Below are 25,444 nucleotides of genomic sequence, written 5' to 3' on the forward strand. Positions count from 1 at the left end.
AAGATGATATCCTGTTTTGATGCATGTTGTAAAGGACGATTCAACCACGTTTACGTAAAAAAATGATTAAAATATTGTAATATTCAGCCGTTTTTAGACTATAAAAGTTTAATATATCGGCTATACTTCATTTTTCACCGCTTTTTCTCCCGTTTTCAGACAATCCCAAATCGTTCCAGTGCGTTCGCATACGTAATTTCAGCCAATTCCTGTAAATCAATCCCTTTTATTGCCGCAGCTGCCTCCGCTACCAGTCTTACATGTGCGGTCTCATTCCGCTTGCCGCGGAAGGGGTGCGGAGTCAAATATGGGGAGTCCGTTTCGATCAGCAGCCGGTCCAGCGGAGTCTGGGCGAGCACCTCTTTGGGCACCCTTGCATTCTTAAACGTAATCGGTCCGCCGAAGGACAAATGGAAGCCGAGATCCAGACACATTTTGGCGCTTTCCCAGCTGCCGGAGAACGAATGCATCACCCCTCCAACCTCACCCGCTTTTTCCTCCCGCAGAATCCGGATTACATCCTCGTGGGCATCGCGGTTATGGATACAGATTGGCATCTTCAGTTCACGAGCCAGGCCAATTTGCTTGCGGAATACCTCATGCTGCACATCCTTAGGAGAGGTGTCCCAATAATAGTCAAGTCCGATCTCACCGATGGCCACTACCTTGGGATGACTGCAAAGCGAAGCGATCCATTCGAGGTCGCCCTCCTTCATACTGAATGCATCCTGTGGATGCCAGCCCACCGCTGCATAAATATAATCATATTTCTCTGCGAGCTCCATCGTTGTCGGAATCGTCTCCCGGTTGAAGCCGATATTGATCATTTTACTGACTCCGGACTCCAGCGCCCGGGCGATTACCTCCTCGCGGTCCTCGTCGAATTGCGGAGCATCCAGATGGGTATGTGTGTCGAATAACTGCATTATATTTCATCCTTTCCGCCTTGATTTCTATGATGAATTACAAGTATTTTAGGTTATTTTGCAAAAATATCTGCGATGGAGGGCGGCAGCTGTGGAAGGGCTTTCTGCAGCCTGTCCTGCGGGAAATAGAGATGGTATCTGCCTCGGTGAATCCCGCTGATTGAGCGTACAATATCCGATACCTCTGAGATCTCCCGCAGCTTATCATGACGGTCCAGAAGCAGAATCTGTTTGCTGTCAAAAGCATCCCCCGGACGGAATACATCATAAGGAAGATCTGTCGGAAAATCGATTTCCAGATCATAATCAGCACGCAGTCCGGCACCGGCAAAGCTGCGGCGGATTTCGTCAATTGTCTCTGTATCCAGATGCTCCATCTCCACATATTTATACAGTTTACGATGAATAAACCGGCTGCACAAGTCGCTTAAAATTTCATCTTTCTCCAGCGTCCACTGCATGAAGGCTGTCTGCATCAAAGCCTCGTCCAGCAGCAGGTACTGCTCCACCGTTACATCCCCGCGGAACAAATCACTTAGCGGCTCAATCATGAACCGGAAACCATACTCCTCCTGCACCAGCTCCTTGGCTCTGCGGAGAATCTGGCGCAGAATAATTTCCGAGCTGCGTGTTACCGGATGGAAATAGACCTGCCAGTACATCTGATAACGTGACATCAGGTAATCCTCAATCGCATGCATCCCGGATTCTTTAACAACTACCCGGCCGTCATAGGGGCGCAGCATCCGCAGAATCCGGTCAATATCAATGGTTCCGTAATTTACCCCTGTATAATAGGCATCACGCAAAAGATAATCCATCCGGTCCGCATCCAGCGGCCCCGACACCAAATTGACAACAATTTCATGCTCATACGTTTTGGAGATCACAGAGGCTACTTTATTGGGGAAATCATCAGCTACATCACGCAGAATAGCGGTGATTTCCGTATCCTCCAGAATGATCCGGCAGGTCCAGTCCTCATGATCCATTTCAAAAGCTTCTTCTATAGAATGGGAAAACGGGCCATGTCCCAAATCATGCAGCAGCGCCGCACACAGGGTAAGCAGACTCTCCTCAGGCATCCAATCCTTATATCCGCTCCGTTCAAACTGCGATATAATCCGCCGGGTAATTTCATAAACACCAAGCGAATGGGAAAACCGGCTGTGTTCTGCGCCATGGAAAGTCAGATAAGAGGTACCGAGCTGGCGGATGCGCCGCAGACGCTGGAACTCCTTGGTGTTAATCAGACGCCAGATAATGGTGTCCTGGACGTGAATGTAGTTATGAACCGGATCTTTAAATACCTTCTCTTCTGTCAGCGGTTGCTTCATGAGATCAACTCCTTTGAATAATATCCATAGAAATAGGGGGGAATTACAGTTATAATAATAAATATTGTCGTACTTTGTCGAATTATGACAATTTAGCAATTTACAAATCGACAAATATTTTCGAGGTTCTTTTTGGGATATATGCCTAACCAATGGCGGTATGAATGTTTCCTTCAAAGTTTCCTTAAAATTCGCCTCAAAAAAGGTTGACTGTTTTGGGAATGGTTGGTATTATAAATATCATAAAACAGTGAACAATGTCGAATATTGACGCTTTTGATAATTGAGAGGAGCAACGATTGTAATGATGAAATCAACAGGAATTGTACGTAAGGTAGATGAGCTTGGACGGGTCGTTATTCCAATTGAATTGCGCCGCACACTGGGTATTGGAGAAAAAGATGCGCTCGAAATTTACGTGGACGGTGAGCGGATCATGCTTAAGAAATATGAGCCTGCCTGCATTTTCTGCGGTAATGCTGAGAATGTAACCTATTTCAAAGGTAAAATTGTTTGTCATGAATGTATTTCTGCTATCCCTACCCCTGTGACAAACTAAACCAAATAGGTTATAATAGGAACTAATCAAATTGTTAATTCTAACCTTTTTATATCTCCTTGGCCTCCCGTTAGCGCGGGAGGTATTTTTTTGCACTTTTTTCGGGGACTTTCCCCGGATACCCCTTTACCCTATTTAAACATTAACTATTAAATTCATAACCCTTAGATCATAATCCTTAACTTCTTCTTACCCTCCCAAACCCTCCCTATAGGGAGGCCCCCAAGGGCCCCGGCCCTCTGGACACCCGGAAGCTTGGTTAACTGTGCAGATGGGGCGGAAGGAAGTCATGTTCGGCGGTGGACCGGCCCTTTTCGGACTCCCTGAAGGTGCATCCTCAGGGCCTTGCCATGCGCAGTGTTTCGCCGCACGCTTCGCTCTTGCGGCGGATGTGCGGTTACGCTCTTGAGTGACGTTGGAGTGTGGAACCGCTCTCCCTGCACGAATCGCTTTAAGTCGGAGCCGATTAGCAACTTTGGTGCGTGCTGGTTATTTGCCTTCATGTTACCTTCGTGCTGCGGCACGCTCTCCCTGCGGGAATTGCTATCTGTCAGAGTGGCAGTTAACACTGGTGTAGCCAGTTGATACGGGCAAATGTTTAGGTGCAATATTGGATAATCGGTCTTGGAAAAAATGGATAGCTGCATTCTGTACAGTTATTTAATGCCAAAGTGAGCGGATGATTAATTTAGTTGCATTTCATACAATTATATCCATACATATCCTCTAAATCATCCTTTTTCCATAAATATAAATGTACAAACTACACTTATATCTAATATAAGGAATAATTATATCCAAATAAGTGTACAGAATACAATTATTTCATCAAGCATTCTAATCATCTGAGCTATTTCGGAGTTTATCTAACAGATGCTTAACTCGCAATAATGTGATCAGTTACGCTATCCCCTTATTCCCGCTCCAGCAGCGCATTATAAATATCGCGCTTGGCCAAGCCACGGTCAGAGGCAGCTTTTTTCATCGCGTCTTTGCGCGTCAAGCCTGATGTTTCATAATGGGCAACATGAGCTTCGATGCTCAGCTCCCGCCACCAGGAGGACTCGGCGAGCTCCGCCTCTTCTTTGCTCTCTCCCTCAAGCACAATTACGTACTCACCAAGCGGAGGATGCTCCTCCAGCCAGGCACAACACTCTTTAATCGTACCGCGCAGAAACTCCTCATACCGTTTGGTCAGTTCACGGGCCAGTGTAACCCGGCGGTTGCCGAAGGCTTCCTTCAAATGGACCAGCGTCTTAGCGACACGATGTGGTGATTCATAGAAGAGCAGTGTGCCTTGAGCAGCACGGAGAGGTGCCAGAACGGCCCGGATATCCTTGCGCTCTCTGGGCAGAAAACCGATAAATGTGAAGCTGGCGGTAGGCAATCCTGAAGCAATCAAAGCTGACAGCGCCGCGTTAGCTCCGGGAATCGGAATGACCGGAATTTGATGACTTACAGCCAGTGCTACCAGGTCCGCTCCAGGGTCTGAAATCGCCGGCAGGCCGGCATCGCTGACAAGGGCTAAATTTTTACCTTCTATTATATAGCGTATCAATTCAGGTCCGCTTGCCGCCTTATTGTGCTCATGGTAACTGAAAAGCATCGAGGGTGTAATTTCAAAATGGCTCAGTAATTTACGCGTCTGTCTTGTATCCTCTGCGGCGATAATATCGCATTCCTTCAGCGTGCGCACCGCGCGGTACGTCATATCTTCCAGATTGCCGATCGGAGTAGCCACCAGATACAGACAGCCGCATCCTTCGGGCTTTGCTCCATCATTATTATTTTGAAAGCTGCTTTGGCAGGTTATCGTCATTGGCTGTTATCCTCTTTGTTCCCATAATAAATATCCATTATCTCAGGGCAGTATTGATTGTCCTCATTATATACGATTAAAGGCGGTTGTAAACGCACCTCCGGCTTCCCGTCGCGCGCCGCTTCAATCAGTACCATATTCGCCTCCAGATGCGCACGGGGATGTACAAAGCGGATCAGCTTCGGCTCCAGCCGGTGCTTACGCATTAGACTGATGATATCCACCAGACGCTGCGGCTTATGTACCATACTGACTTTGCCTCCAGTGCGGACCAGCCGGACACAGGCCTGAATGACCTCCTCCAGCGTACAGCCAATTTCATGACGGGCCATGGCCTGATGTGAATTCAGCTTCAGGTCGCTCCCGTTAAGCGGCATATAAGGGGGATTAACCGTTATTGCATCATATACACCATACCCTGCGGTATTATGCAGCTCCCGCAAATCACCTTCATGGATCAGCACCCGCTCCTCCAGCCTGTTCAAGGCTACACTGCGCCGGGCCATGTCGGCAAGACGGGGCTGAATTTCTATCCCTTCAATAGAAGCTTTGGTACGCGTGGTCAGCAGCATAGGGATAACTCCGTTGCCGGTGCATAGATCAAGTACTCTTCCGCGCGGCGGTATACTGGCGAACCGGGCCAGCAGCACAGCATCCATCGAGAAGCTGAATACTTCATCACTCTGGATAATCCGCAGATCATGGGTTAGCAAGTCATCGATCCGCTCTGCACTATGCAAGGGCACCGGGGTATCGTTAAACGAATGGGTCATTGTACATTCCTCCAAATTCAAAAAAAACCGTAGGCGAAAATCTCCTACGGCTGGATATCCTCATTTATTAAGAAAAGAAAGGCAGAACAGACAATCGCCTTCCGTCCGCAAATGCCCGAAATAGACATTGCAGATGTGGAAACCTTCATGGTACAGTCTGGCCAGGTTATCGTAACCTTCTCCGACAACCTCTTCTTTGCCTTCGGCAGCCAGTATAGCCTCCGCCTCAGCAGAAAGCGCGGCCTTATCCAGAGGGGCTTCCCTTTTCAATATGATACGTAGCTGCTCATTCTCCAGACTAAGCTTCTGATTTGCTTCCATCAGCTCTTTAACCGTCTGTTTCCAATCTCCTAGAGTGGCGCGCATTTCATCCATCTGCGCTTCCATCTCCTGCATGTGTGCAAATATATTTTTCTTCTCCAAGTTTCCACCCCGAAAGTAACCTTATAATGGTTTACTTGACGACAACATCATCCATTGGAAGTTCTTTAACTTTGCCCACTTCAAACAACTGCACATGAACCGTGCGGCTTCCGGCATTGATACCTACTACTTTGCCATCACCCAGTGAGGTTACGACGATTTTGCCTACCGCCGGCATTTCTTCCTTCGTGCTCTCATAATTATCATGCTCAAACTTCAGACAACACATCAGCCGTCCGCATAATCCCGAGATCTTGGTCGGGTTCAGCGAGAGATTCTGGTCCTTGGCCATCTTGATGGACACCGGCTCGAAATCACCCAGCCAGGAGGAGCAGCAGAGCACCCGTCCGCAAGGTCCAAGTCCGCCAAGCATCTTGGCTTCATCACGCACACCAATTTGCCGGAGCTCGATGCGGGTTCGGAAAATACTTGCCAGGTCCTTAACCAGTTCTCGGAAATCCACGCGGCCCTCGGCAGTGAAATAAAAAATGATCTTATTACGGTCAAACGTAAATTCCACATCCACGAGCTTCATTTTGAGGCCATGATCGCGGATTTTATTTAAACAGGTGGTAAAAGCGTCCTTTGCAGCACCTTTGTTCTCTTCGACCACACGGGCGTCGGTTTCACCGGCAATACGCATGACCTTCTTGAGCGGCAGTACAACGTCTGCTTCCTGCACCTCTTTTTTGCCAACGACAACCTTACCGTATTCGACCCCTCTTGCTGTCTCAACAATGACGCATTGATCGCGCTCAATCGGGAAATCAAGTGGATCAAAATAATATATTTTACCCGCTTTTTTGAAGCGGACACCTACTACGCTGTACAAAAATTAACCCCCTTGTTTGCCGGTAAAAGGAATCCTTAAGCAAGCCTGCTTCCCAGATGATTCATGCTTGTCCTTCCTCATCCGTTAAACCCGTACTTCCAGGTGCTGAAGCGTTTATCCGGAGGATTTATCATAAATAACCCGGCCTGTTAACTTTCTAACCGGATTAAGAACTGCTCCAAACACAACTGGGTATTGGTATTGGAGCGGAGCCTGCGCTTGCTCTCCACCGCAAATTCCATGTAAGCCACCCATTGTTCCGTACTCCGCTGACGGGCAGCCTTGGAAATGAAGTCTAACTGATCTATGAAAACGATACTTTCGTGCTTTCGGTACAGGAAGTAGAGCATATCTTTGAACCATAAGTGAAACATGCTGAATAGAATATCCAAATGTTCACCAAGCCCGGTCTTGAACACCTTCTGCCCTGCAGTTGCTACTGCGGAGCTGCCTTTGCCCAAAGACTCCTTTGCTAATTGTAACACTAGATTTCTCATTTCTGCAAACCAATTCTGTGCCAAAAGTTCCCTGCAGCCGTCAAGACCTGCAGTCAGTGATACCGCGCACCGTGCCAGCGGCACCGGAACCCCTTCACTGGACAGCGCCTGAAGCATAATATCCGGATGCAGCGGGCTAAAGGGAATGCGCTGGGTTCTGGACTGGATCGTCGGCAGCAGGGAACTGCTGTTATCGGAGATAAGAATTCCTACCGCAGGAGCAGGAGGCTCCTCCAGAAATTTCAGCAGACTGTTGGCGGCTTGCACCGTCATTTTGTCCGCTCCTTCTATAATATAAACCTTCGGGTTAATTCCTTCCGAGCGGTAGGAAAAAACACGCTGAAGTTCACGGATCTGGTCAATCTTAATACTCGCCCCGTCGGGCCGCAGCAATGATAAATCGGGATGGTTGCCATGCTCCACCTTACGGCACTCCAGACATTCTCCGCAGGCATCATCCTTGCACTTCGTGCAGAATATCGCTTGGGCGAACGTCATAGCCATTCTGACCTGACCGCTTCCTGGTGGGCCGGTGAACAGATAAGCATGACTTACAGCGTCCTTGCGTAAGGCATTTTGAAGCAGCCGCTTGGCATCCTCCTGGCCTAATAGATCATGAAAAGACATATATTCCTCCAAGTTTGTCAGAACGAAAGGTTAATCAGCAGCCCGCGGATCTCTCCGACCCGTCCGAGCAGATCAATCCGGCCCTGCTCGCTGTCCAGCAGATCATCTGCCATATTCAGCAGAGCGGCATCAATTTCATCCAGCAGCTTGTAGCGTTTGCCCCGGCCGCGCCGGTCCCAGCCCTTGGTCTCCTTCAGGATCACTCCGCGGCGGGCGGTCTCCTCCAGGAACCGTTTGATCATGTTCCGGTAGATAGCCAGTTCACGGACGGTCATGGATTTGGATAGCCGGTCGCCTTGCTGCTGGATATCTTTAATCTGGCGGTTCAGTTCATCTATTGTTTTTTGCTCACTTTGCTGTTGAAATACATCGGTAAAGTTCTTTTGCTGAACAGGCCGCCGGTCAGCTTCCGTGGTCGACAATTCACTTTTTAAGGGCCTGTAGCCCGGGTTGATCTTCAAAGGTATCTACCGCCCTTATGGTTTATTGCTATATTATGCGTTAGTAATGCTCGAAACGATCAACCGGAAGGACGAATACTGTAGCTCCACCTACCTGAACTTCCACGGGAAGAGGCAAATATGAATCTGTCGTACCACTCATCGGTGTTACAGGTGTGACCAATTGTTCACGTACTTTACAGCTGTTGCGGATTACACTCAGTACTGCATCAACCTGAATATCATCTACCCCAATCAGAAAAGTGGTGTTGCCCGCCCGCAGAAATCCGCCTGTACTGGCCAGCTTGGTTGCACGGAAATTCGCTTTGACTAGTTCACTGGATAGCCGGTTGCTGTCCTTGTCCTGGATAATTGCAATGATCAAATTCATCTTCGTTTCCCCTCCTGCATGTTGTGTAATCACAGAATTTCTCGCAGCAGCAGCCAGCCCGCTGCAGGTCTGTGTGTAATCATTATACCTCTATTGTTTATTTGACAAAACCTCTTAGAAATCCTTTAATATCCGGTCTTTCAGTGTCTGTACAATGTCCTGCTCCACCATATGGATCGGGCGGTTGGCATCTAGTACAACAATCCGCTGCGGATCGGAATCCACCACGAGCTGATAACCGGCCTTAACCTTCTGGTGAAATTCAAGGCTTTCCAGATCCAGACGATTGACTTCCCGGTTCTGATTGGCTGCTATCCGAGACAATCCCACCTCAGGATCAACATCAAGATAGAAGGTAAGGTCAGGCATCCTGCCGCCGGTCGCGAACCGGTTAATTCCCCACACTTCCTCGATACCAAGTCCTCTTGCATAGCCTTGATAGACCAGGCTGCTGTCAACAAAACGGTCGCAGAGCACAGTAATCCCCTCCTGCAGTGCAGGCTCGACTACTTCCGCCAGATGCTGGCTTCTTGCTGCCGCGTATAACAGGGCTTCTGTCCGGGCATCCATAGCCGTATGGGCCGGGTCAAGAATAATGGAGCGGATCTTCTCGGCGATTTCAATTCCGCCCGGTTCGCGGGTGATTAAGTAGGGCATGGAATGATTCTGCAGATAAGCCGCTACTCTGCCGAGTACGGTTGTTTTACCGGAGCCGTCGCCTCCCTCCAGAGTAATGAAGAAACCATCTCGCTTCACTTATACTTCTCCGCCCTTCTGAATGTTGTATACCTTAATATGCTGTAAGGCGGGATCGGCACAGGCCTGAAATTTAGCCCCGCCATCGCGGAGGCTGCCCAGCCTGCCGCATATGGACTCTGTTATGATCTCTCCGGGATAAAGCAGCGGTATTCCGGGCGGATAGGGGATAACCATTTCGGCCGCCACCCTGCCCGCACTTGCTTCAAGCGATATACTCTCTGTCTCCTCAGCGGCAACCGGCTTCGTGGAGAACCGGACCGGAGCTGAGATCAGCGATGCGCTGAAATTGTTCCACGTGGAATTTGGGCTGGAAAAGGCTGACATAGCCTCTTCCCCATTATTGTATGATGCAGACGCCAGTATGGTCATGGAGGTGGGATCCGATTGAGATTCTGCGATAGGGCTAGAGGCAGCGACAAGGCCAGCGCCTGCTGCCTCATCAAGAGCAGAGCCGGAACCAGCAGCATACTTGGCCCCGGAGTCACAGGCTGCTTCTGTGCCTTCCGTCTGCGGCACCCCGCAGGCTGTCTGCGCCGCGATATCCCGCAGCGCCTCCAGCAGCACCGCTGCATCCTCTGCCTTCGAGCCGAGGCTGAAGGCCAGTACTACGTGCCGGTCGTCGCTCATCTCCGGCACGATCCCTCTTTCTTCGAGCCTGCGCTGCAGCTCGAAGCCCCCCAGGACCCCGGCGGCGTCATAAATGACGGCCTTAAAGGGGTCCTGTGTCCCGTACGCCGCCCCGCACGGCGGCGGCGTATCTGTCTCTGCGGCGTCAGCATCGCCGCAGGTGCGCTGCAGCGGCCCGGCGGGCTGCAGCAGCTGGAAGCGCGGCAGCGAAGCCAGGCCGCGCCGCAGGACGTCCACGGCGGTGAGTCCCGCGGTGAAAGCACCGGCGCGCTGGCTGTGCAGCAGCCGCCGGGCCAGATCGAGCGAAGCCATCACGGGGTATGATGGGCTGGAGCTCTGCACCATGGCGAGGCGCTGGCGAAGCAGCGCGCGGTCGAGCCATGGCCCTTGCACATGCAGCATAGCGCCCATCGTCAGCGCCGTCAGCATCTTGTGCGTGGACTGCACCACGCCGTCCGCGCCACTGGCAAGCGCCCCGGCTGGAAGCGCAGGGTGCTGGCCGTAATGCGCCCCGTGCGCCTCATCCACCAGCAGCGGAATCCCGCTGTCATGACAGGCCTGCGCGAGGGGCGCAAGGTCGCTGCCCATGCCGTAATAATTCGGCATAGTAACCAGTACTGCGGCAGCCTCAGGATAAGCCGCCAGTGCAGCCTGCACCGTTTCTGCCGCCGGTGCCACCGCAAGCCCGCTGCCAGGATCCATCTGCGGCTCCAGGAACACGGCGTGTGCCCCGGCCAGCATCAGTCCGTGGATCACAGATTTGTGGACATTACGCTGCAGAATAAGCAGCATTCCCGGCTCATAGCAAACGGTCAGGATAAGTGCAAGGTTCCCCGCTGTGCTGCCGCCAACCAGAAAGAAGCTCTCCTCTGCGCCGAAACAATCCGCCGCCAGCTCCTGTGCCTCCTGAATTACCCCTTCAGGATGATGAAGATCATCCGTTCCAGTAATCTCGGTCGCATCATAGCGCATCACGTCAGCCAGATACCCTGCACCGCCGGTATTCAGGTAAGCTTCGCCATTCTTGTGCCCCGGCACATGATAAGATATATTACCCTTAAGTCTATATTGTTCCAGCATTTCGTATACAGGTGCCCTGCCAGGCTGTAAATTGTTCATTTGTTCTTCCTTCCCTGGGGGTTACCTTCTATTTTAACGCAAATATACCCAAACGCCTATTATTATGCGCAAAGTCTTCCCGAAACAACAAAACGGCTTCCCACACCAGACCCTGGCGGAGAAACCGTTAGAGGAACTCTTTTATTTGCAGCCAACGCGACACACATCCACCGCCCGCTCTTTATATACTTACTTGTAAATCGTTGCTGCTGTTCTCGGGTTAAGCATTCTTCTGCAGATTGATTTTCTTCATCCGGCCAATGAAAAAACGGTACTTGGCATCTTCAGCCTCTGTGCGCACCATCTCACTCTCACAATCTTCACAGATGAAATGCGAGACAATCACAATGCCCTCTTCCTTTTCTTGCCCGCAGATGATGCAGGCCTGTGCGGTTTGCTGTTCCATATTCATCCCACCTTGACTCTTTTAAGATCAGTATGGTACACCTTCTATCATTTTAAACCTTTTCATAGTTTTTTCCTAATCCTTCATAGCCTGAAATATATATATTCGCCTAATGCCCATTCGGTGTATCGGATCCCGGGTTTAATAAAACACACGGTTAGGCCGATATTAATAACAAGAGAACTTGTGAGGAGGTCTGAATTTTCTTTATGGAACCAAACACCAAAGGCGCTGCTACATTCTATCAATACAAGCTTATCAAAAAAATTAATATTTCCGCATCCCTGCTGCGGGTCTATATTGCGCTTCCTTTTGTGTTCCTTGTGCTGGAGACAGTTTTCCTGTCCTGGCTAAGCATTCTGTTCATGATTATTGCCGGACCCGTAATGCTGTGGATTCAATATGTTATTTCACGTTCAGTTCTGCTGATCTCCGGTCACCCTATCGTAAAACGGTGGAAAATGTCCCTGCACCTGCCCTGGCCCGGTTATATGCCTGATCAATATATCAACTATGGCATCTTCCGCAAAGTACAGATGCATAACCTGTGGATCGGTCTCTGTATTACAGCGCTCTTTATCGTCTGGGCACCGCCTGCATTTACCGCATCTTTAGTAATATGCCATCTTTGGCTGCTGCTGCCCCGCCTGTATACTCTTCTGCGGCTGCGCAGCGAAGGGAAAGACGGCATGCTGAAATTTAATCCGGCGGATGCCTCCTATTACGCCCAATAATCTTAAGCGATCATACATACGGGCGCATATTCAACTTGCATCCCACATAAAAAAATCGCCATCCCTACACGGACGGCGATTTTTTTATTTGCTTTTTAATCCTTTGGTGGTGACTTTCTTTTCCTTCGGGATCATTACAATGAAGTAGCCATCATGCACGGTTAAGTGTACAATAAGTCCTTCCTTCTGAAAAACGCGTGAGCTTCCTGAATCCTCATTACTCTGCTCTTCCCATCCCCATGCCTTGATCTCCTCCAGATAAGGCTCAGGTACACCCTTCTTCTCTTTCAGCCCTGGCAAAGAGTACCTTACATAATCCATGGCCACGTTCGTAGTGGTCCTGTCGGGGGAACTGGCTTCTTTAGGAACGGGAAAGCTTTTCTCATTGAGCGCACCGTCAAAAGTCTCCCAGGCCGGCTCCTTCGTTCCGCAGCCGGCCAGCATAACTCCAACTATACAAAGAATAACTAATATCCATAAAGGTTGGGTTCGCTTCATACCTTAAATCCTCCTTACCTCTACCATGCATCTAAAGACGCAAGAAAATTCAAAGTTAGAATTTATCTGTAGTTCATTCGTATTAAGGCCTCTGCTTAATATTTGCACTTTTCTATTATACTTGGAACTATCGACACGTCGGTAACAAAAATGTCACTCGTTTGTAAGCGTTTCATTTATTGTTTCTGCTTATTTGCCCTCTATTTCTCACTATATAAACAAAAAAGCCATTGTCGATTGCTCAACAATGGCTTCATGTGCTTGGCGGCGTCCTACTCTCCCAGGACCCTTCGGTCCAAGTACCATCGGCGCTGGAGGGCTTAACGGTCGTGTTCGGGATGGGTACGCGTGGAACCCCTCCGCTATCGCCACCAAACATGCGTCTGTGAAACAGACGCTGCCGCTTGAAATTCGGTTCATCACGGATGTGTGAATGAATTTCGTTGCGTTCAGGAATTTGATTCCTGAAAACTGAATCCGAAACGAATCTGCGTATTAAAAATTTGGATAAGCCCTCGACCGATTAGTATTGGTCAGCTCCATGCATTGCTGCACTTCCACCTCCAACCTATCTACCTCGTCGTCTTCAAGGGGTCTTACTAATTGGGAAATCTCATCTTGAGGGGGGCTTCACGCTTAGATGCTTTCAGCGCTTATCCCGTCCGTACGTAGCTACTCAGCCATGCTCCTGGCGGAACAACTGATGCACCAGCGGTACGTCCATCCCGGTCCTCTCGTACTAAGGACAGCTCCTCTCAAATTTCCTGCGCCCACGACAGATAGGGACCGAACTGTCTCACGACGTTCTGAACCCAGCTCGCGTACCGCTTTAATGGGCGAACAGCCCAACCCTTGGGACCTACTTCAGCCCCAGGATGCGATGAGCCGACATCGAGGTGCCAAACCTCCCCGTCGATGTGGACTCTTGGGGGAGATAAGCCTGTTATCCCCAGGGTAGCTTTTATCCGTTGAGCGATGGCCCTTCCATGCGGTACCACCGGATCACTAAGTCCGACTTTCGTCCCTGCTCGACTTGTAGGTCTCGCAGTCAAGCTCCCTTATGCCTTTGCACTCTGCGAATGATTTCCAACCATTCTGAGGGAACCTTTGAACGCCTCCGTTACTCTTTAGGAGGCGACCGCCCCAGTCAAACTGCCCGCCTGACACGGTCCCCGTACCCGATTAGGGCACTAGGTTAGAACCTAGATACGATCAGGGTGGTATCCCAACGGCGCCTCCGCAGAAGCTTGCGCTCCTGCCTCACCGGCTCCCACCTATCCTGTACAGATCGTACCCAAATTCAATATCAAGCTGCAGTAAAGCTCCATGGGGTCTTTCCGTCTTGTCGCGGGTAACCTGCATCTTCACAGGTATTAAAATTTCACCGGATCTCTCGTTGAGACAGCGCCCAAGTCGTTACGCCATTCGTGCGGGTCAGAATTTACCTGACAAGGAATTTCGCTACCTTAGGACCGTTATAGTTACGGCCGCCGTTTACTGGGGCTTCGGTTCACAGCTTCGGATTGCTCCTAACCACTCCCCTTAACCTTCCAGCACCGGGCAGGCGTCAGCCCGTATACTTCGCCTTGCGGCTTCGCACAGACCTGTGTTTTTGCTAAACAGTCGCTTGGGCCTTTTCACTGCGGCCCCCTCGGGCTATTCACCCTACCGAGGCACCTCTTCTCCCGAAGTTACGAGGTCATTTTGCCGAGTTCCTTAACGAGAGTTCTTCCGCGCGCCTTAGAATTCTCTTCTCGCCTACCTGTGTCGGTTTGCGGTACGGGCACCTTCTCCTGGCTAGAGGCTTTTCTTGGCAGTGTGAGATCATGACCTTCGCTACTACAATTTTCGCTCCCCATCACAGCCCAGCCTTAGTGATGTGCGGATTTGCCTACACATCAGCCTCACTGCTTAGACGGACATATCCATCAGTCCGCGTCACTACCCTCCTGCGTCACCCCATCGCTCATAGCGGATTACGGTGGTACAGTAATTTCAAACTGTTGTCCTTCGACTACGCCTTTCGGCCTCGCCTTAGGTCCCGACTTACCCTGAGCGGACGAGCCTTCCTCAGGAAACCTTGGGCTTTCGGCGGATCAGATTCTCACTGATCTTTTCGTTACTCATACCGGCATTCTCACTTGTATGCTGTCCAGCGCTCCTTACGGTACACCTTCAACCTACATACAACGCTCCCCTACCCCAGATGCAGAGCATCTAGCCATAGCTTCGGTGGTGTGTTTAGCCCCGTTACATTTTCGGCGCAGAGTCACTCGACCAGTGAGCTATTACGCACTCTTTCAATGGTGGCTGCTTCTAAGCCAACATCCTGGTTGTCTGTGCAACTCCACATCCTTTCCCACTTAACACACACTTGGGGACCTTAGCTGATGGTCTGGGCTGTTTCCCTTTTGACAATGGATCTTAGCACTCACTGTCTGACTCCCGGCAAGAAGTTAATGGCATTCGGAGTTTGACTGAGCTTGGTAACCCTTGCGGGCCCCGCACCCAATCAGTGCTCTACCTCCACCACTCCATTCACCGAGGCTAGCCCTAAAGCTATTTCGGGGAGAACCAGCTATCTCCGAGTTCGATTGGAATTTCTCCGCTACCCCCACCTCATCCCCGCATTTTTCAACATGCGTGGGTTCGGGCCTCCAGTGCGTGTTACCGCACCTTCACCCTGGACAGGGGTAGATCACACGGTTTCGGGTCTACGTCCACATACTCATTCGCCCTATTCAGACTCGCTTTCGCTGCGGCTCCGGCTTCTCACCTTAACCTTGCATGTTAAACGTAACTCGCCGGTTCATTCTACAAAAGGCACGCCATCACCCATAGATCGGGCTCTGACTTTTTGTAAGCACACGGTTTCAGGTTCTATTTCACTCCCCTTCCGGGGTGCTTTTCACCTTTCCCTCACGGTACTGTTTCACTATCGGTCGCCAGGTAGTATTTAGCCTTAGCAGATGGTCCTGCTGGATTCATACGGGGTTTCACGTGCCCCGCACTACTCGGGATCCGTCTCGGAGAGAACACAGTTTAGGCTACAGGGCTTTTACCTCTATCGCGGGCCTTTCCAGACCTCTTCGCCTACCATATTCCTTTGTAACTCCATGTGAGACGTCCCACAACCCCAAGAGGCAAGCCCCTTGGTTTAGGCTGTTCCGCGTTCGCTCGCCGCTACTGACGGAATCACTATTGTTTTCTCTTCCTCAGGGTACTTAGATGTTTCAGTTCCCCTGGTCTGCCTCTGCGTATCCTATGTATTCAGATACGAGTAACTGCGAATTACCACAGCTGGGTTTCCCCATTCGGACACCCCCGGATCAAAGCTTGCTTACAGCTCCCCGAGGCAGTTTCGTTGTTCGCCACGTCCTTCGTCGGCTCCTGGCGCCTAGGCATCCTCCGTGTGCTCTTATTAGCTTAACCAATGCGTTTTCCGTTAGGAAAATCGCTGTAGCAACTAATAACTATTTCAACTTGCTTACACAAGTTCCAGCTAAAAGATGTTCTAAAACGCAAATTCGTTTCGGTATCCAGTTTTCAAGGATCAAGTTTAAAGATGAGAGTTTGAGCTCTCAAAACTGACCAACGAGTGAGTGTTTGAACCCTAAGGTTCGTTGTGGAAGCTTTAGCTTCCGATTTGAATGTCACCGTTGCAGGTGACGATTCTCCATAGAAAGGAGGTGATCCAGCCGCACCTTCCGATACGGCTACCTTGTTACGACTTCACCCCAATCATCTACCCCACCTTCGGCGGCTGGCTCCCTTGCGGGTTACCCCACCGACTTCGGGTGTTGTAAACTCTCGTGGTGTGACGGGCGGTGTGTACAAGACCCGGGAACGTATTCACCGCGGCATGCTGATCCGCGATTACTAGCAATTCCGACTTCATGCAGGCGAGTTGCAGCCTGCAATCCGAACTGAGACCGGCTTTGCTGGGATTGGCTCCACCTCGCGGTTTCGCTTCCCGTTGTACCGGCCATTGTAGTACGTGTGTAGCCCAGGTCATAAGGGGCATGATGATTTGACGTCATCCCCACCTTCCTCCGGTTTGTCACCGGCAGTCACTCTAGAGTGCCCAGCCTTACCTGCTGGCAACTAAAGTCAAGGGTTGCGCTCGTTGCGGGACTTAACCCAACATCTCACGACACGAGCTGACGACAACCATGCACCACCTGTCTCCGATGCTCCGAAGAGGGGCACTATCTCTAATGCTTTCATCGGGATGTCAAGACCTGGTAAGGTTCTTCGCGTTGCTTCGAATTAAACCACATACTCCACTGCTTGTGCGGGTCCCCGTCAATTCCTTTGAGTTTCAGTCTTGCGACCGTACTCCCCAGGCGGAGTGCTTACTGTGTTAACTTCGGCACCAAGGGTATCGAAACCCCTAACACCTAGCACTCATCGTTTACGGCGTGGACTACCAGGGTATCTAATCCTGTTTGCTCCCCACGCTTTCGCGCCTCAGCGTCAGTTACAGCCCAGAAAGTCGCCTTCGCCACTGGTGTTCCTCCACATATCTACGCATTTCACCGCTACACGTGGAATTCCACTTTCCTCTTCTGTACTCAAGTCACCCAGTTTCCAGTGCGACCCCAGGTTGAGCCCAAGGTTTAAACACCAGACTTAAATGACCGCCTGCGCGCGCTTTACGCCCAATAATTCCGGACAACGCTTGCCCCCTACGTATTACCGCGGCTGCTGGCACGTAGTTAGCCGGGGCTTTCTTCTCAGGTACCGTCACTCCGGTAGCAGTTACTCTACCGGACGTTCTTCCCTGGCAACAGAGCTTTACGATCCGAAAACCTTCATCACTCACGCGGCATTGCTCCGTCAGGCTTTCGCCCATTGCGGAAGATTCCCTACTGCTGCCTCCCGTAGGAGTCTGGGCCGTGTCTCAGTCCCAGTGTGGCCGTTCACCCTCTCAGGTCGGCTACGCATCGTCGCCTTGGTGAGCCGTTACCCCACCAACTAGCTAATGCGCCGCAGGCCCATCCCCAAGTGGCAGATTGCTCCGCCTTTCATTCTCTCTTCAGGAGAGGAAAGAAATTATCCGGTATTAGCTACCGTTTCCGGTAGTTATCCCAGTCTTGAGGGCAGGTTGCCTACGTGTTACTCACCCGTCCGCCGCTAAGCATGAATGGAAGCAAGCTTCCATTCAAACTCCGCTCGACTTGCATGTATTAGGCATGCCGCCAGCGTTCGTCCTGAGCCAGGATCAAACTCTCCAAATTGTATTTAGAAAGAGCGATTGCTCATTTTGAAACATCTGACGAGAATTTTCATTCTCTATTTTGGAAGTCACTTTCGTGATTTCCCACTCACTCGTTGTTCAGTTTTCAAAGATCAAGCTCGTTGTCAGCGCCGCTTACCGCGTCACCAGCAACTCTTATAATATATCACATCCAACCGTTCAATGCAAGCTCTTTTTTTAACTTCTTTTCGAGCTCGGCGTTGATGTTTCGCGGCCAGAAATAGAATATATCATGTATGGATTCTGATTGCAAGCATTATTTTGAAATCAATTATAAAAGCTATGCCCCTAATAACCGCCCCGACATGGCCAGCCTCAGATGACATAGCTTCTGTTCATCATACCCGCTTACCCTTAAGCAATAATCTCCTGAATATGCAGCTCGCGTTCATTGACCAGATTCACAATCCTGCCCTCTACCTGCACCATTGGTCTTGTGGGATTAGTGCGATCCGTGAAGATGATTTCTCCGTGACGCCCGTCGCTGAGCCGTATCCGTGTGCCATTATACAGATCCGTTGTTTTTTGAATGAAGGTTTGTACAATAACCGGGTCAAGCTTCCCGAAGCTCTCCTTCTGAAGCTGCTCCAGTACCAGATAAGGCGACTGAGCCTTTCTGTAGGCTTTTTCAAGCGTCATGGCATGAAAGATATCGGCTACTGCAACAATCTTGGCGTAGAAGTGAATCTGGGTGCCTTCCAGCTTAAGCGGATAACCGGAACCGTCGACCTTCTCATGATGCTGCAGGGCGGCTAGTCTGACGCCTTCGTTGATTGCTGTAACATTACGCAGCAGCTGGTATCCATAAGTGGTGTGCCTGCGTACTTCTTCTATCTCCGCGCCCGTCAGGGGAGTCGGTTTGTGCAGCAAAGTCTCATCTACCTTAATGTTACCTATATCATGAAGCAAGCCGGCAAAGGCAGCCTGCATCCAATCCTTTTGCGGATATCCGCACCACTGGGCAATTTTATATGAAGTTAGGGCAGATAATACAGCGTTATGATAATTATAATCCTGGTCAAACAGAACACGCGGTGCAAACTTCAGGACATGATAATCCTTCAAATGGCTGATCAGCAGCTCCAGTTGGCTCCGCAATTCAAAAATCGGAAGTACCGCTGCGGTTGCTGCACGATAGCTCTGCTTGATAAGCACCAGCATTTTCTCATACTCATCATGAAGCGGAGAATTACTTTTGGCTAGTACGGACTCATTGATCAGCGCACCTGCTTTGGCGGTCTGCTGCTTCGCTGGCGGTTTGGACACCTCTGGGGCTTTGTCCTCTCCCTGAACTCCCTCAATTTCAACTTGTCCTATCAAAAAAGCTTGGAGAATCTCAATATCCCGCGGAAGTATGATCTTGCCTTTACCGAATAACACTCCTCCCAAAGGAGTAATTACATCCTTAATAATCTTTGATCCCGCCTTGATCTCTCCAACGGATATGTTTGGCATAAATTCAGCCCCTTTATTTCTGTGACACCTGTAATTCTCTAATTATAGTATGTAACCCGGCAAGCGGCTAGAGAGAGGACTTCCATTCCATAAATAAAAAAGCATGAGCTTCTATAATCAGAAACTCATGCTTTTGCTGCAAAGGATTATTCGACGCTATCGTCTTCGTTCCCGGTATCAGTTTCCGCTTCAGGCTCGCTGACTTCGCCATTGCCTTCCACTACTGTACCTTGAATTTCTTCGCCATCCTCTTGCTCGGACTGGTCATCTTCCTCTTTATCTACTCTGCTCAGCGTTGCAACTGCGTCATCCTCACGGATATTAATCAGCTTAACACCCTGCGCATAACGGCCCATGGTAGAAATTCCATCCATGCTGGTCCGGATCAGTGTTCCACTCGTTGTAATAATCATCAGGTCCTCGTCATTCTTGACAACCTTCAGCCCCACAACCGGTCCGTTCTTATCTGTAAGGTTAATGGTCTTGATGCCTTTACCGCCACGGGTCTGGGAACGATAATCGCCGGCAGGCGTCCGTTTACCATAACCCTTGGTTGTTACGATCAGCACTTCAAGCCCCTTGTCCACACAGTCCATACCAATGACATGGTCATTGTCGTCAAGCGTGATACCCTTAACCCCTGTAGCACTGCGGCCCATGGAACGGACATCGCTCTCCGAGAAAGTAATCGACATTCCGCGTGCCGTACCGATAATCAGATTCTGCTCTCCATCTGTCAGCTTCACTTCGATCAGTGAATCTTCCTCGCGAAGATTGATCGCTATCAGACCGCCCTTGCGGATGTTGTTGTAGTCTTCCAGAGGTGTCTTCTTCACGATTCCCTCACGGGTAGCGAAGAACAGGTATTTGTCGCTGTCCGCTTCCTCCACCTGGATTACCGCACTAATCTTCTCGCCCTGCTCAATTTGAATCAGGTTGATGATCGGCGTTCCCCGGGCGGTGCGGCCAAGCTCCGGAATCTCATAAGCCTTAATCCGGTACACCTTACCCTTGTCGGTGAAGAACATCAGGTAGTTGTGGGAGTTACTCACGAAGAGATGCTCCACAAAGTCCTGGTCCTTGGTGTCCATCCCGATTACCCCGCGGCCGCCGCGCTTCTGACTGCGGTAAGTGCTGACCGGAAGACGTTTGATGTAACCGGTATGTGTAATCGTGATTACAACCTCTTCACGCGGAATCAGATCCTCATCGAGAATACTCTCTTCCCCAACCGTAATTTCCGTACGGCGGTCATCAGAGTACTTATCACGAATCTCCTGCAGCTCATTGCTGATAATCTCCAGTACGAGATGCTCGTTAGCCAGAATCTCCTTGTATTCAGTGATTTTGGCGAGCAATTCGTTATATTCATTCTCGATCTTCTCACGTTCCAGACCGGTCAGGCGCTGCATCCGCATATCGAGGATCGCCTGAGCCTGCTCCAGGCTTAGACTGAAGGTCTCCATCAAGCCTTCACGGGCAATATCTGTTGTCCGTGAAGCACGAATAAGAGCAATAACCTCATCCAGATGATCGAGGGCAACACGCAGGCCTTCCAGAATATGCGCCCGGGCCTCCGCCTTCTTCAGGTCAAATACGGTCCGGCGGCGGATAACTTCGATCTGATGCTGCAAATAATGATACAGCACATCACGCAGGTTCAGAATCTTCGGTTCATTATTGACGATAGCCAGCATGTTAATCCCGAAAGTAGACTGCATTGAGGTATGTTTGTAGAGGTTGTTGAGCACGACGCTAGGATTCACATCACGTCTCATTTCAACGACTACACGCATTCCGTTACGGTCAGATTCATCACGCAGATCCGTAATGCCCTCGATACGTTTCTCACGCACCAATTCAGCAATCTTCTCAACCAGTCTGGCTTTGTTGACCTGGTAAGGAAGCTCATGCACAATAATCCGCGCTTTACCGTTATTCTCTTCAATCGTCGCTTTGGCACGCATAGTAACCGATCCGCGTCCAGTGCGGTAAGCCTGACGGATACCTTCACGGCCCAAAATATAACCGGCCGTCGGGAAATCCGGGCCCTGAATATATTCCATAAGCTCCATAGGCGTAATGTCAGGATTCTTGATCATTGCCTGTACACCATCAATGACCTCGCCCAGATTGTGCGGAGGAATATTGGTAGCCATACCGACCGCAATCCCCGAAACCCCGTTCACAAGCAGGTTAGGGTAACGCGCCGGCAATACTACAGGCTCATTCTCTTCACCGTCATAGTTGGGAGCGAAGTCAACCGTTTCTTTGTTCAGATCGCGGAGCATTTCTCCGGCAATTTTGGACAGCCTCGCTTCGGTATAACGCATCGCAGCTGCCATATCTCCGTCAATAGAGCCGAAGTTTCCGTGGCCGTCTACGAGCATATAGCGCATGGAGAAATCCTGTGCCATACGTACCATTGTTTCATAAACCGCCGAGTCACCGTGAGGGTGATACTTACCGATAACCTCACCGACGATTCTCGCTGATTTCTTGTGAGGTTTATCCGAGGACATTCCAAGTTCCGACATCGCAAACAAAATGCGTCGGTGAACAGGCTTAAGTCCGTCCCGCACATCCGGCAAAGCCCGGCTTACAATGATGCTCATTGCGTAATCCATAAAGGATTCGCGCATTTCCACGCCAATGTCCCGATCCCTGATTTGCGGGTTATTTTGTTCAGCCATGAGTTGGTGGACCTCCTTCAGTTAAAAACCGCTACCCTTTATTATATTACTTTCACAAAAGCAGCACAATTAAACATGATAGCCTTTTATCTTCTATATTGATTTTCTTTTAGTACGGATAAGGATATACGCCCTTTCCGCTGGTGTCTTCAGTACATAGACTGTAAAGACAAGAAGAATGGCTTTATGACCCTGATTTCGTCCAAAAAAGCATAACCCCATATCCTTATATTATAACATTGTTTAGTTAGATTGTCCTGAAAATTCGCCACACATGAACAAACGGATATACGTTCATCTGTGGCAAAACCGGCAACCGCACAACTACCCAAGGAGGCAGAAAATGAGGATTCAGCGCGTGTCCAGCAAGTGGGCAAAAACGAAAGTCATTCTTCAGAACCGCCTGCTCTCGGTCTTCATTCCGGAAACACGTAAATACGCCCTGGAAGATTTGAAAGAGCTGCTGGGTCTGTACGGAACGGTATATATCAAACCTGACCGCGGCACCTACGGCAGCGGAGTCATGAGAGCTGAACAGCGGGTGGTACATTTAAGCCCAAGCGAGCAGCAGCCGGACTTCAGCCAACCGGAAACAGAACCTTTGACATGTGAAACAGAAGCTCCGGCAGAACCCAAGCTGATGTATATTCTGAGATACGCCAAGGATGCAGAAATTTTCAATACACCGGAAGAGCTTCATGCTGCCCTATTGCCGCGGATTAAGGGGCGTTCCTATCTCGTTCAGCAAGGCATTGATTTGCTTCAGCATCAGGACCGGCCGTTTGACCTGCGGGTACTGACCCAGAAGAATCTTCAGGGGTCCTGGGAGACTACAGGCATGCTCGGGCGGGTGGCTGCGCCGCAAAAGGTGGTCACCAACTATCACAACGGAGGCAGCATTTTTTCGGTGGATGCTCTGTTCAAAGAACATATGACGCCCGAAGAAAGGACGGCAACCATCCAGCAGCTGAAATCGCTGGGAGTCAGAATCGGGTCCCAGCTGGAAACTGCCTATCCGGGTCTCAAAGAAATTGGACTGGATGTGGCGATGGATCAGCATCATGATTTATGGCTGCTTGAAGTGAACACACTGCCTTCGATCATTGTTTTCAAAATGTTTCCGAACAAAGCCATTTACCGCAGAATCCACCGCTATGCTGTTGCCTATGGACGTTTGAAGCGCACCCGCCCGTCGCCAACCTACCGCCGCAGACGAACAGTCAAGCATTAAAATCACGCCAAAAAACTCTCTGCCTGCATTAAAAAACCTCCGGTCCCCCCTATAAGGGAGGAAACCGGAGGTTCGTTATACAGCTTGCGCTTAAATATCGAGATTTTTGACGGATTGGGCATGCTCCTGAATGAATTCACGGCGCGGCTCTACGTTATCACCCATCAGTGTATCGAAAATGCTGTCGGCCAGCATCGCATCCTCAATCGTTACCTGCAGCATCGTGCGGCTCTCAGGATCCATTGTAGTATCCCAAAGCTGCGCGGCATTCATCTCACCCAGACCTTTGTAGCGCTGAACGTTTACTTTGACGTTCTCACCAAAGCCGGCAATGATCTCATCGCGTTCCTTCTCGGTCTGCGCATAGCGGATGACTTTGTTGCGTTCGATCTTGAACAGCGGCGGCTGGGCGATATAGATATATCCGGCATCGACAATCTTCCGCATGTAGCGGTAGAAGAACGTCAGCAGCAAGGTTCTGATGTGGGCACCGTCGACGTCCGCATCGGTCATAATTACAACCTTGTGGTAGCGTGCCTTCGACAGATCAAAATCATCGCTGATGCTAGTCCCGAGAGCGGTAATAATCGCCCGGATTTCCGCATTGGACAAGATCCGGTCGAGCCGGGCTTTCTCTACGTTCAGGATCTTACCGCGCAGCGGCAGGATCGCCTGGAAATGACGGTCACGGCCTTGCTTGGCCGATCCGCCCGCAGAGTCACCTTCGACGATGTACAGCTCACTGATCGACGCATCCTTGGAGGAGCAGTCAGCCAGCTTACCCGGAAGGGCGCTGACTTCAAGCGCACTCTTACGGCGGGTCAGCTCACGGGCCTTGCGGGCCGCTTCACGGGCACGGGAAGCCTGCAGCGACTTCTCCAGCACCTTGCGTGAGACAGCAGGATTCTCTTCCAGGAACTCCTGCAGCTTCTCGCCGAACAGAGATTCGACGATCCCGCGGACTTCACTGTTCCCCAGCTTGGTCTTGGTTTGGCCTTCGAACTGCGGCTCAGGAATTTTGACCGAAATAATCGCCGTCAGACCTTCACGGACATCATCTCCGGTAAGATTCTGGCTGCTATCCTTGATTACGCCTGCCTTGCGGGCATAATCATTGATAATCCGCGTCAAAGCACTCTTGAAGCCGGATTCATGCGTTCCGCCCTCATGGGTGTTGATATTGTTGGCGAAGGAATAGATGTTCTCTGTATAAGAATCGTTATATTGGAGAGCCACTTCAACGGCGATCATATCCCGCGAGCCTTCCACGTAGATCGGATCATCATGCAGGGCTTCTTTTTTCTCGTTGAGATACTTCACATACTCCACAATACCGCCGTCATACTTGAACGTATTGGACACTCCGGTCCGTTCATCCAGCAGAGACAGCTCAATGCCCTTGTTCAGGAAGGCAAGCTCGCGGATGCGGGTAAGCAGAGTGGAATATTCAAACACAGTAGTCTCGGTAAAGATCTCCGGATCCGGATGGAATGTTGTTGTCGTCCCTGTCTCCTCGGTATCGCCAATTACCTTGATATCATATTGCGGCGCACCGCGTCTGTATTCCTGCTGGTAGACATGTCCGTCACGTTTGACCGTTACAACTACTTTCTCGGACAGTGCGTTAACTACCGAGATCCCCACACCGTGAAGACCGCCGGAAACCTTGTAACCCCCGCCGCCAAATTTACCGCCTGCATGCAGGACAGTCATTACGACTTCAAGCGTGGATTTCTTCAGCTTTACGTTCTCGCCGACAGGTATTCCCCGACCGTTATCAATAACAGTCACACTGTTATCTTCATGAATTTTCACTTGAATCCGGTCGCAAAAACCTGCCAGCGCCTCATCGATACTATTATCGACAACCTCCCAGACCAAATGATGCAGACCTTTGGCGCTAGTGGAGCCAATGTACATGCCGGGACGTTTCCGAACCGCTTCCAGCCCTTCCAGTACCTGAATCTGGCTCTCATCATATGTCGGTTGATTCATTGACATGCCTTCACCTACTTCTTTCAGATTATCTCCTGTAACT

At 50.3% G+C, this 25,444-nt stretch carries 19 protein-coding genes and 3 rRNA genes; 3 read left to right on the top strand and 19 right to left on the bottom strand.

Going from position 1 to position 25,444, the window contains the following annotated elements; genetic code table 11:
• Positions 1–155 precede the first annotated feature (155 nt).
• Both NYE33_RS04025 and NYE33_RS04030 read right to left on the bottom strand, forming a co-directional pair.
• Positions 156–926, bottom strand: a complete 771-nt coding sequence (locus NYE33_RS04025) for a TatD family hydrolase (RefSeq protein ID WP_039305744.1) — start codon at positions 924–926, stop codon at positions 156–158.
• A 53-nt stretch (positions 927–979) separates the two neighbouring features.
• Positions 980–2,263 carry an HD domain-containing protein gene (locus tag NYE33_RS04030; protein ID WP_341064826.1) on the bottom strand — a complete coding sequence of 428 codons (1,284 nt, stop codon included), beginning with the start codon at positions 2,261–2,263 and terminating at the stop codon, positions 980–982.
• A gap of 304 nt (positions 2,264–2,567) precedes the next feature.
• Here NYE33_RS04030 and NYE33_RS04035 point away from each other — a divergent pair, with 304 nt between their 5' ends.
• Positions 2,568–2,822 carry an AbrB/MazE/SpoVT family DNA-binding domain-containing protein gene (locus NYE33_RS04035; RefSeq protein WP_019914502.1) on the top strand — a complete coding sequence of 85 codons (255 nt, stop codon included), beginning with the start codon at positions 2,568–2,570 and terminating at the stop codon, positions 2,820–2,822.
• 913 nt (positions 2,823–3,735) lie between these two features.
• Here the strand turns inward: NYE33_RS04035 and rsmI are convergent.
• The 10 genes from rsmI to NYE33_RS04085 form a co-directional block, all read right to left on the bottom strand.
• A complete protein-coding gene (gene rsmI, locus NYE33_RS04040; protein ID WP_341064827.1) occupies positions 3,736–4,641 on the bottom strand; it encodes a 16S rRNA (cytidine(1402)-2'-O)-methyltransferase in 906 nt (301 codons plus the stop codon).
• Complete coding sequence (locus NYE33_RS04045) at positions 4,638–5,414, bottom strand: tRNA1(Val) (adenine(37)-N6)-methyltransferase (RefSeq protein ID WP_340948494.1); 777 nt, start codon at positions 5,412–5,414, stop codon at positions 4,638–4,640. The genes rsmI and NYE33_RS04045 overlap by 4 nt, the downstream gene beginning before the upstream one ends.
• Before the next feature lie 60 nt (positions 5,415–5,474).
• The gene (gene yabA / locus NYE33_RS04050) at positions 5,475–5,837 is read right to left on the bottom strand and encodes a DNA replication initiation control protein YabA (RefSeq protein WP_039305729.1); all 363 of its coding nucleotides are present in this window, start codon (positions 5,835–5,837) and stop codon (positions 5,475–5,477) included.
• Positions 5,838–5,868: 31 nt separating this feature from the next.
• Positions 5,869–6,669, bottom strand: coding sequence for a PSP1 domain-containing protein (locus NYE33_RS04055; protein ID WP_039305726.1), 801 nt, complete (start codon positions 6,667–6,669; stop codon positions 5,869–5,871).
• 149 nt (positions 6,670–6,818) lie between these two features.
• Complete coding sequence (gene holB / locus NYE33_RS04060) at positions 6,819–7,793, bottom strand: DNA polymerase III subunit delta' (protein ID WP_042132675.1); 975 nt, start codon at positions 7,791–7,793, stop codon at positions 6,819–6,821.
• A gap of 17 nt (positions 7,794–7,810) precedes the next feature.
• Entirely contained in the window at positions 7,811–8,254 is a 444-nt protein-coding gene (locus NYE33_RS04065; protein WP_039305718.1) for a YaaR family protein, read from the bottom strand.
• A gap of 40 nt (positions 8,255–8,294) precedes the next feature.
• Entirely contained in the window at positions 8,295–8,624 is a 330-nt protein-coding gene (locus NYE33_RS04070; protein WP_036723983.1) for a cyclic-di-AMP receptor, read from the bottom strand.
• 114 nt (positions 8,625–8,738) lie between these two features.
• Positions 8,739–9,380 (bottom strand): dTMP kinase, encoded by a 642-nt coding sequence (gene tmk / locus NYE33_RS04075; RefSeq protein WP_076248539.1) that lies wholly within the window; start codon positions 9,378–9,380, stop codon positions 8,739–8,741.
• Positions 9,381–11,129: an aminotransferase class I/II-fold pyridoxal phosphate-dependent enzyme gene (locus NYE33_RS04080; protein WP_341064830.1), complete on the bottom strand. Its 1,749-nt coding sequence runs from the start codon at positions 11,127–11,129 to the stop codon at positions 9,381–9,383.
• A 220-nt stretch (positions 11,130–11,349) separates the two neighbouring features.
• The gene (locus tag NYE33_RS04085) at positions 11,350–11,535 is read right to left on the bottom strand and encodes a sigma factor G inhibitor Gin (RefSeq protein WP_039305710.1); all 186 of its coding nucleotides are present in this window, start codon (positions 11,533–11,535) and stop codon (positions 11,350–11,352) included.
• Positions 11,536–11,744: 209 nt separating this feature from the next.
• Here NYE33_RS04085 and NYE33_RS04090 point away from each other — a divergent pair, with 209 nt between their 5' ends.
• Positions 11,745–12,269 (top strand): hypothetical protein, encoded by a 525-nt coding sequence (locus NYE33_RS04090; protein WP_042132673.1) that lies wholly within the window; start codon positions 11,745–11,747, stop codon positions 12,267–12,269.
• Positions 12,270–12,353: 84 nt separating this feature from the next.
• Here NYE33_RS04090 and NYE33_RS04095 read toward each other — a convergent pair whose 3' ends face one another.
• The 6 genes from NYE33_RS04095 to gyrA form a co-directional block, all read right to left on the bottom strand.
• The gene (locus NYE33_RS04095) at positions 12,354–12,767 is read right to left on the bottom strand and encodes a hypothetical protein (protein ID WP_039305704.1); all 414 of its coding nucleotides are present in this window, start codon (positions 12,765–12,767) and stop codon (positions 12,354–12,356) included.
• Between the two features lie 259 nt (positions 12,768–13,026).
• A 5S ribosomal RNA gene (gene rrf, locus NYE33_RS04100) occupies positions 13,027–13,143 on the bottom strand.
• Positions 13,144–13,270: 127 nt separating this feature from the next.
• Positions 13,271–16,199: ribosomal RNA gene (locus NYE33_RS04105) — 23S ribosomal RNA — on the bottom strand.
• Between the two features lie 250 nt (positions 16,200–16,449).
• A 16S ribosomal RNA gene (locus NYE33_RS04110) occupies positions 16,450–18,007 on the bottom strand.
• The 16S, 23S and 5S rRNA genes sit together here, the layout of an rRNA operon.
• Positions 18,008–18,381: 374 nt before the next feature.
• Positions 18,382–19,482 carry an HD-GYP domain-containing protein gene (locus NYE33_RS04115; protein WP_042132672.1) on the bottom strand — a complete coding sequence of 367 codons (1,101 nt, stop codon included), beginning with the start codon at positions 19,480–19,482 and terminating at the stop codon, positions 18,382–18,384.
• 146 nt (positions 19,483–19,628) lie between these two features.
• Positions 19,629–22,175 carry a DNA gyrase subunit A gene (gyrA, locus tag NYE33_RS04120; protein ID WP_042132669.1) on the bottom strand — a complete coding sequence of 849 codons (2,547 nt, stop codon included), beginning with the start codon at positions 22,173–22,175 and terminating at the stop codon, positions 19,629–19,631.
• 343 nt (positions 22,176–22,518) lie between these two features.
• Here gyrA and NYE33_RS04125 point away from each other — a divergent pair, with 343 nt between their 5' ends.
• Complete coding sequence (locus NYE33_RS04125; RefSeq protein ID WP_042132668.1) at positions 22,519–23,406, top strand: YheC/YheD family protein; 888 nt, start codon at positions 22,519–22,521, stop codon at positions 23,404–23,406.
• Between the two features lie 90 nt (positions 23,407–23,496).
• On the opposite strand, the gene gyrB is transcribed toward NYE33_RS04125, so the two are convergent.
• The gene (gyrB, locus tag NYE33_RS04130) at positions 23,497–25,407 is read right to left on the bottom strand and encodes a DNA topoisomerase (ATP-hydrolyzing) subunit B (protein ID WP_042132667.1); all 1,911 of its coding nucleotides are present in this window, start codon (positions 25,405–25,407) and stop codon (positions 23,497–23,499) included.
• Positions 25,408–25,444: the final 37 nt, after the last annotated feature.

Origin of the sequence: Paenibacillus sp. FSL R10-2199 (assembly GCF_038000235.1) — a bacterium.
Classification (GTDB): Bacteria; Bacillota; Bacilli; order Paenibacillales; family Paenibacillaceae; genus Paenibacillus_AQ; species Paenibacillus_AQ phytohabitans.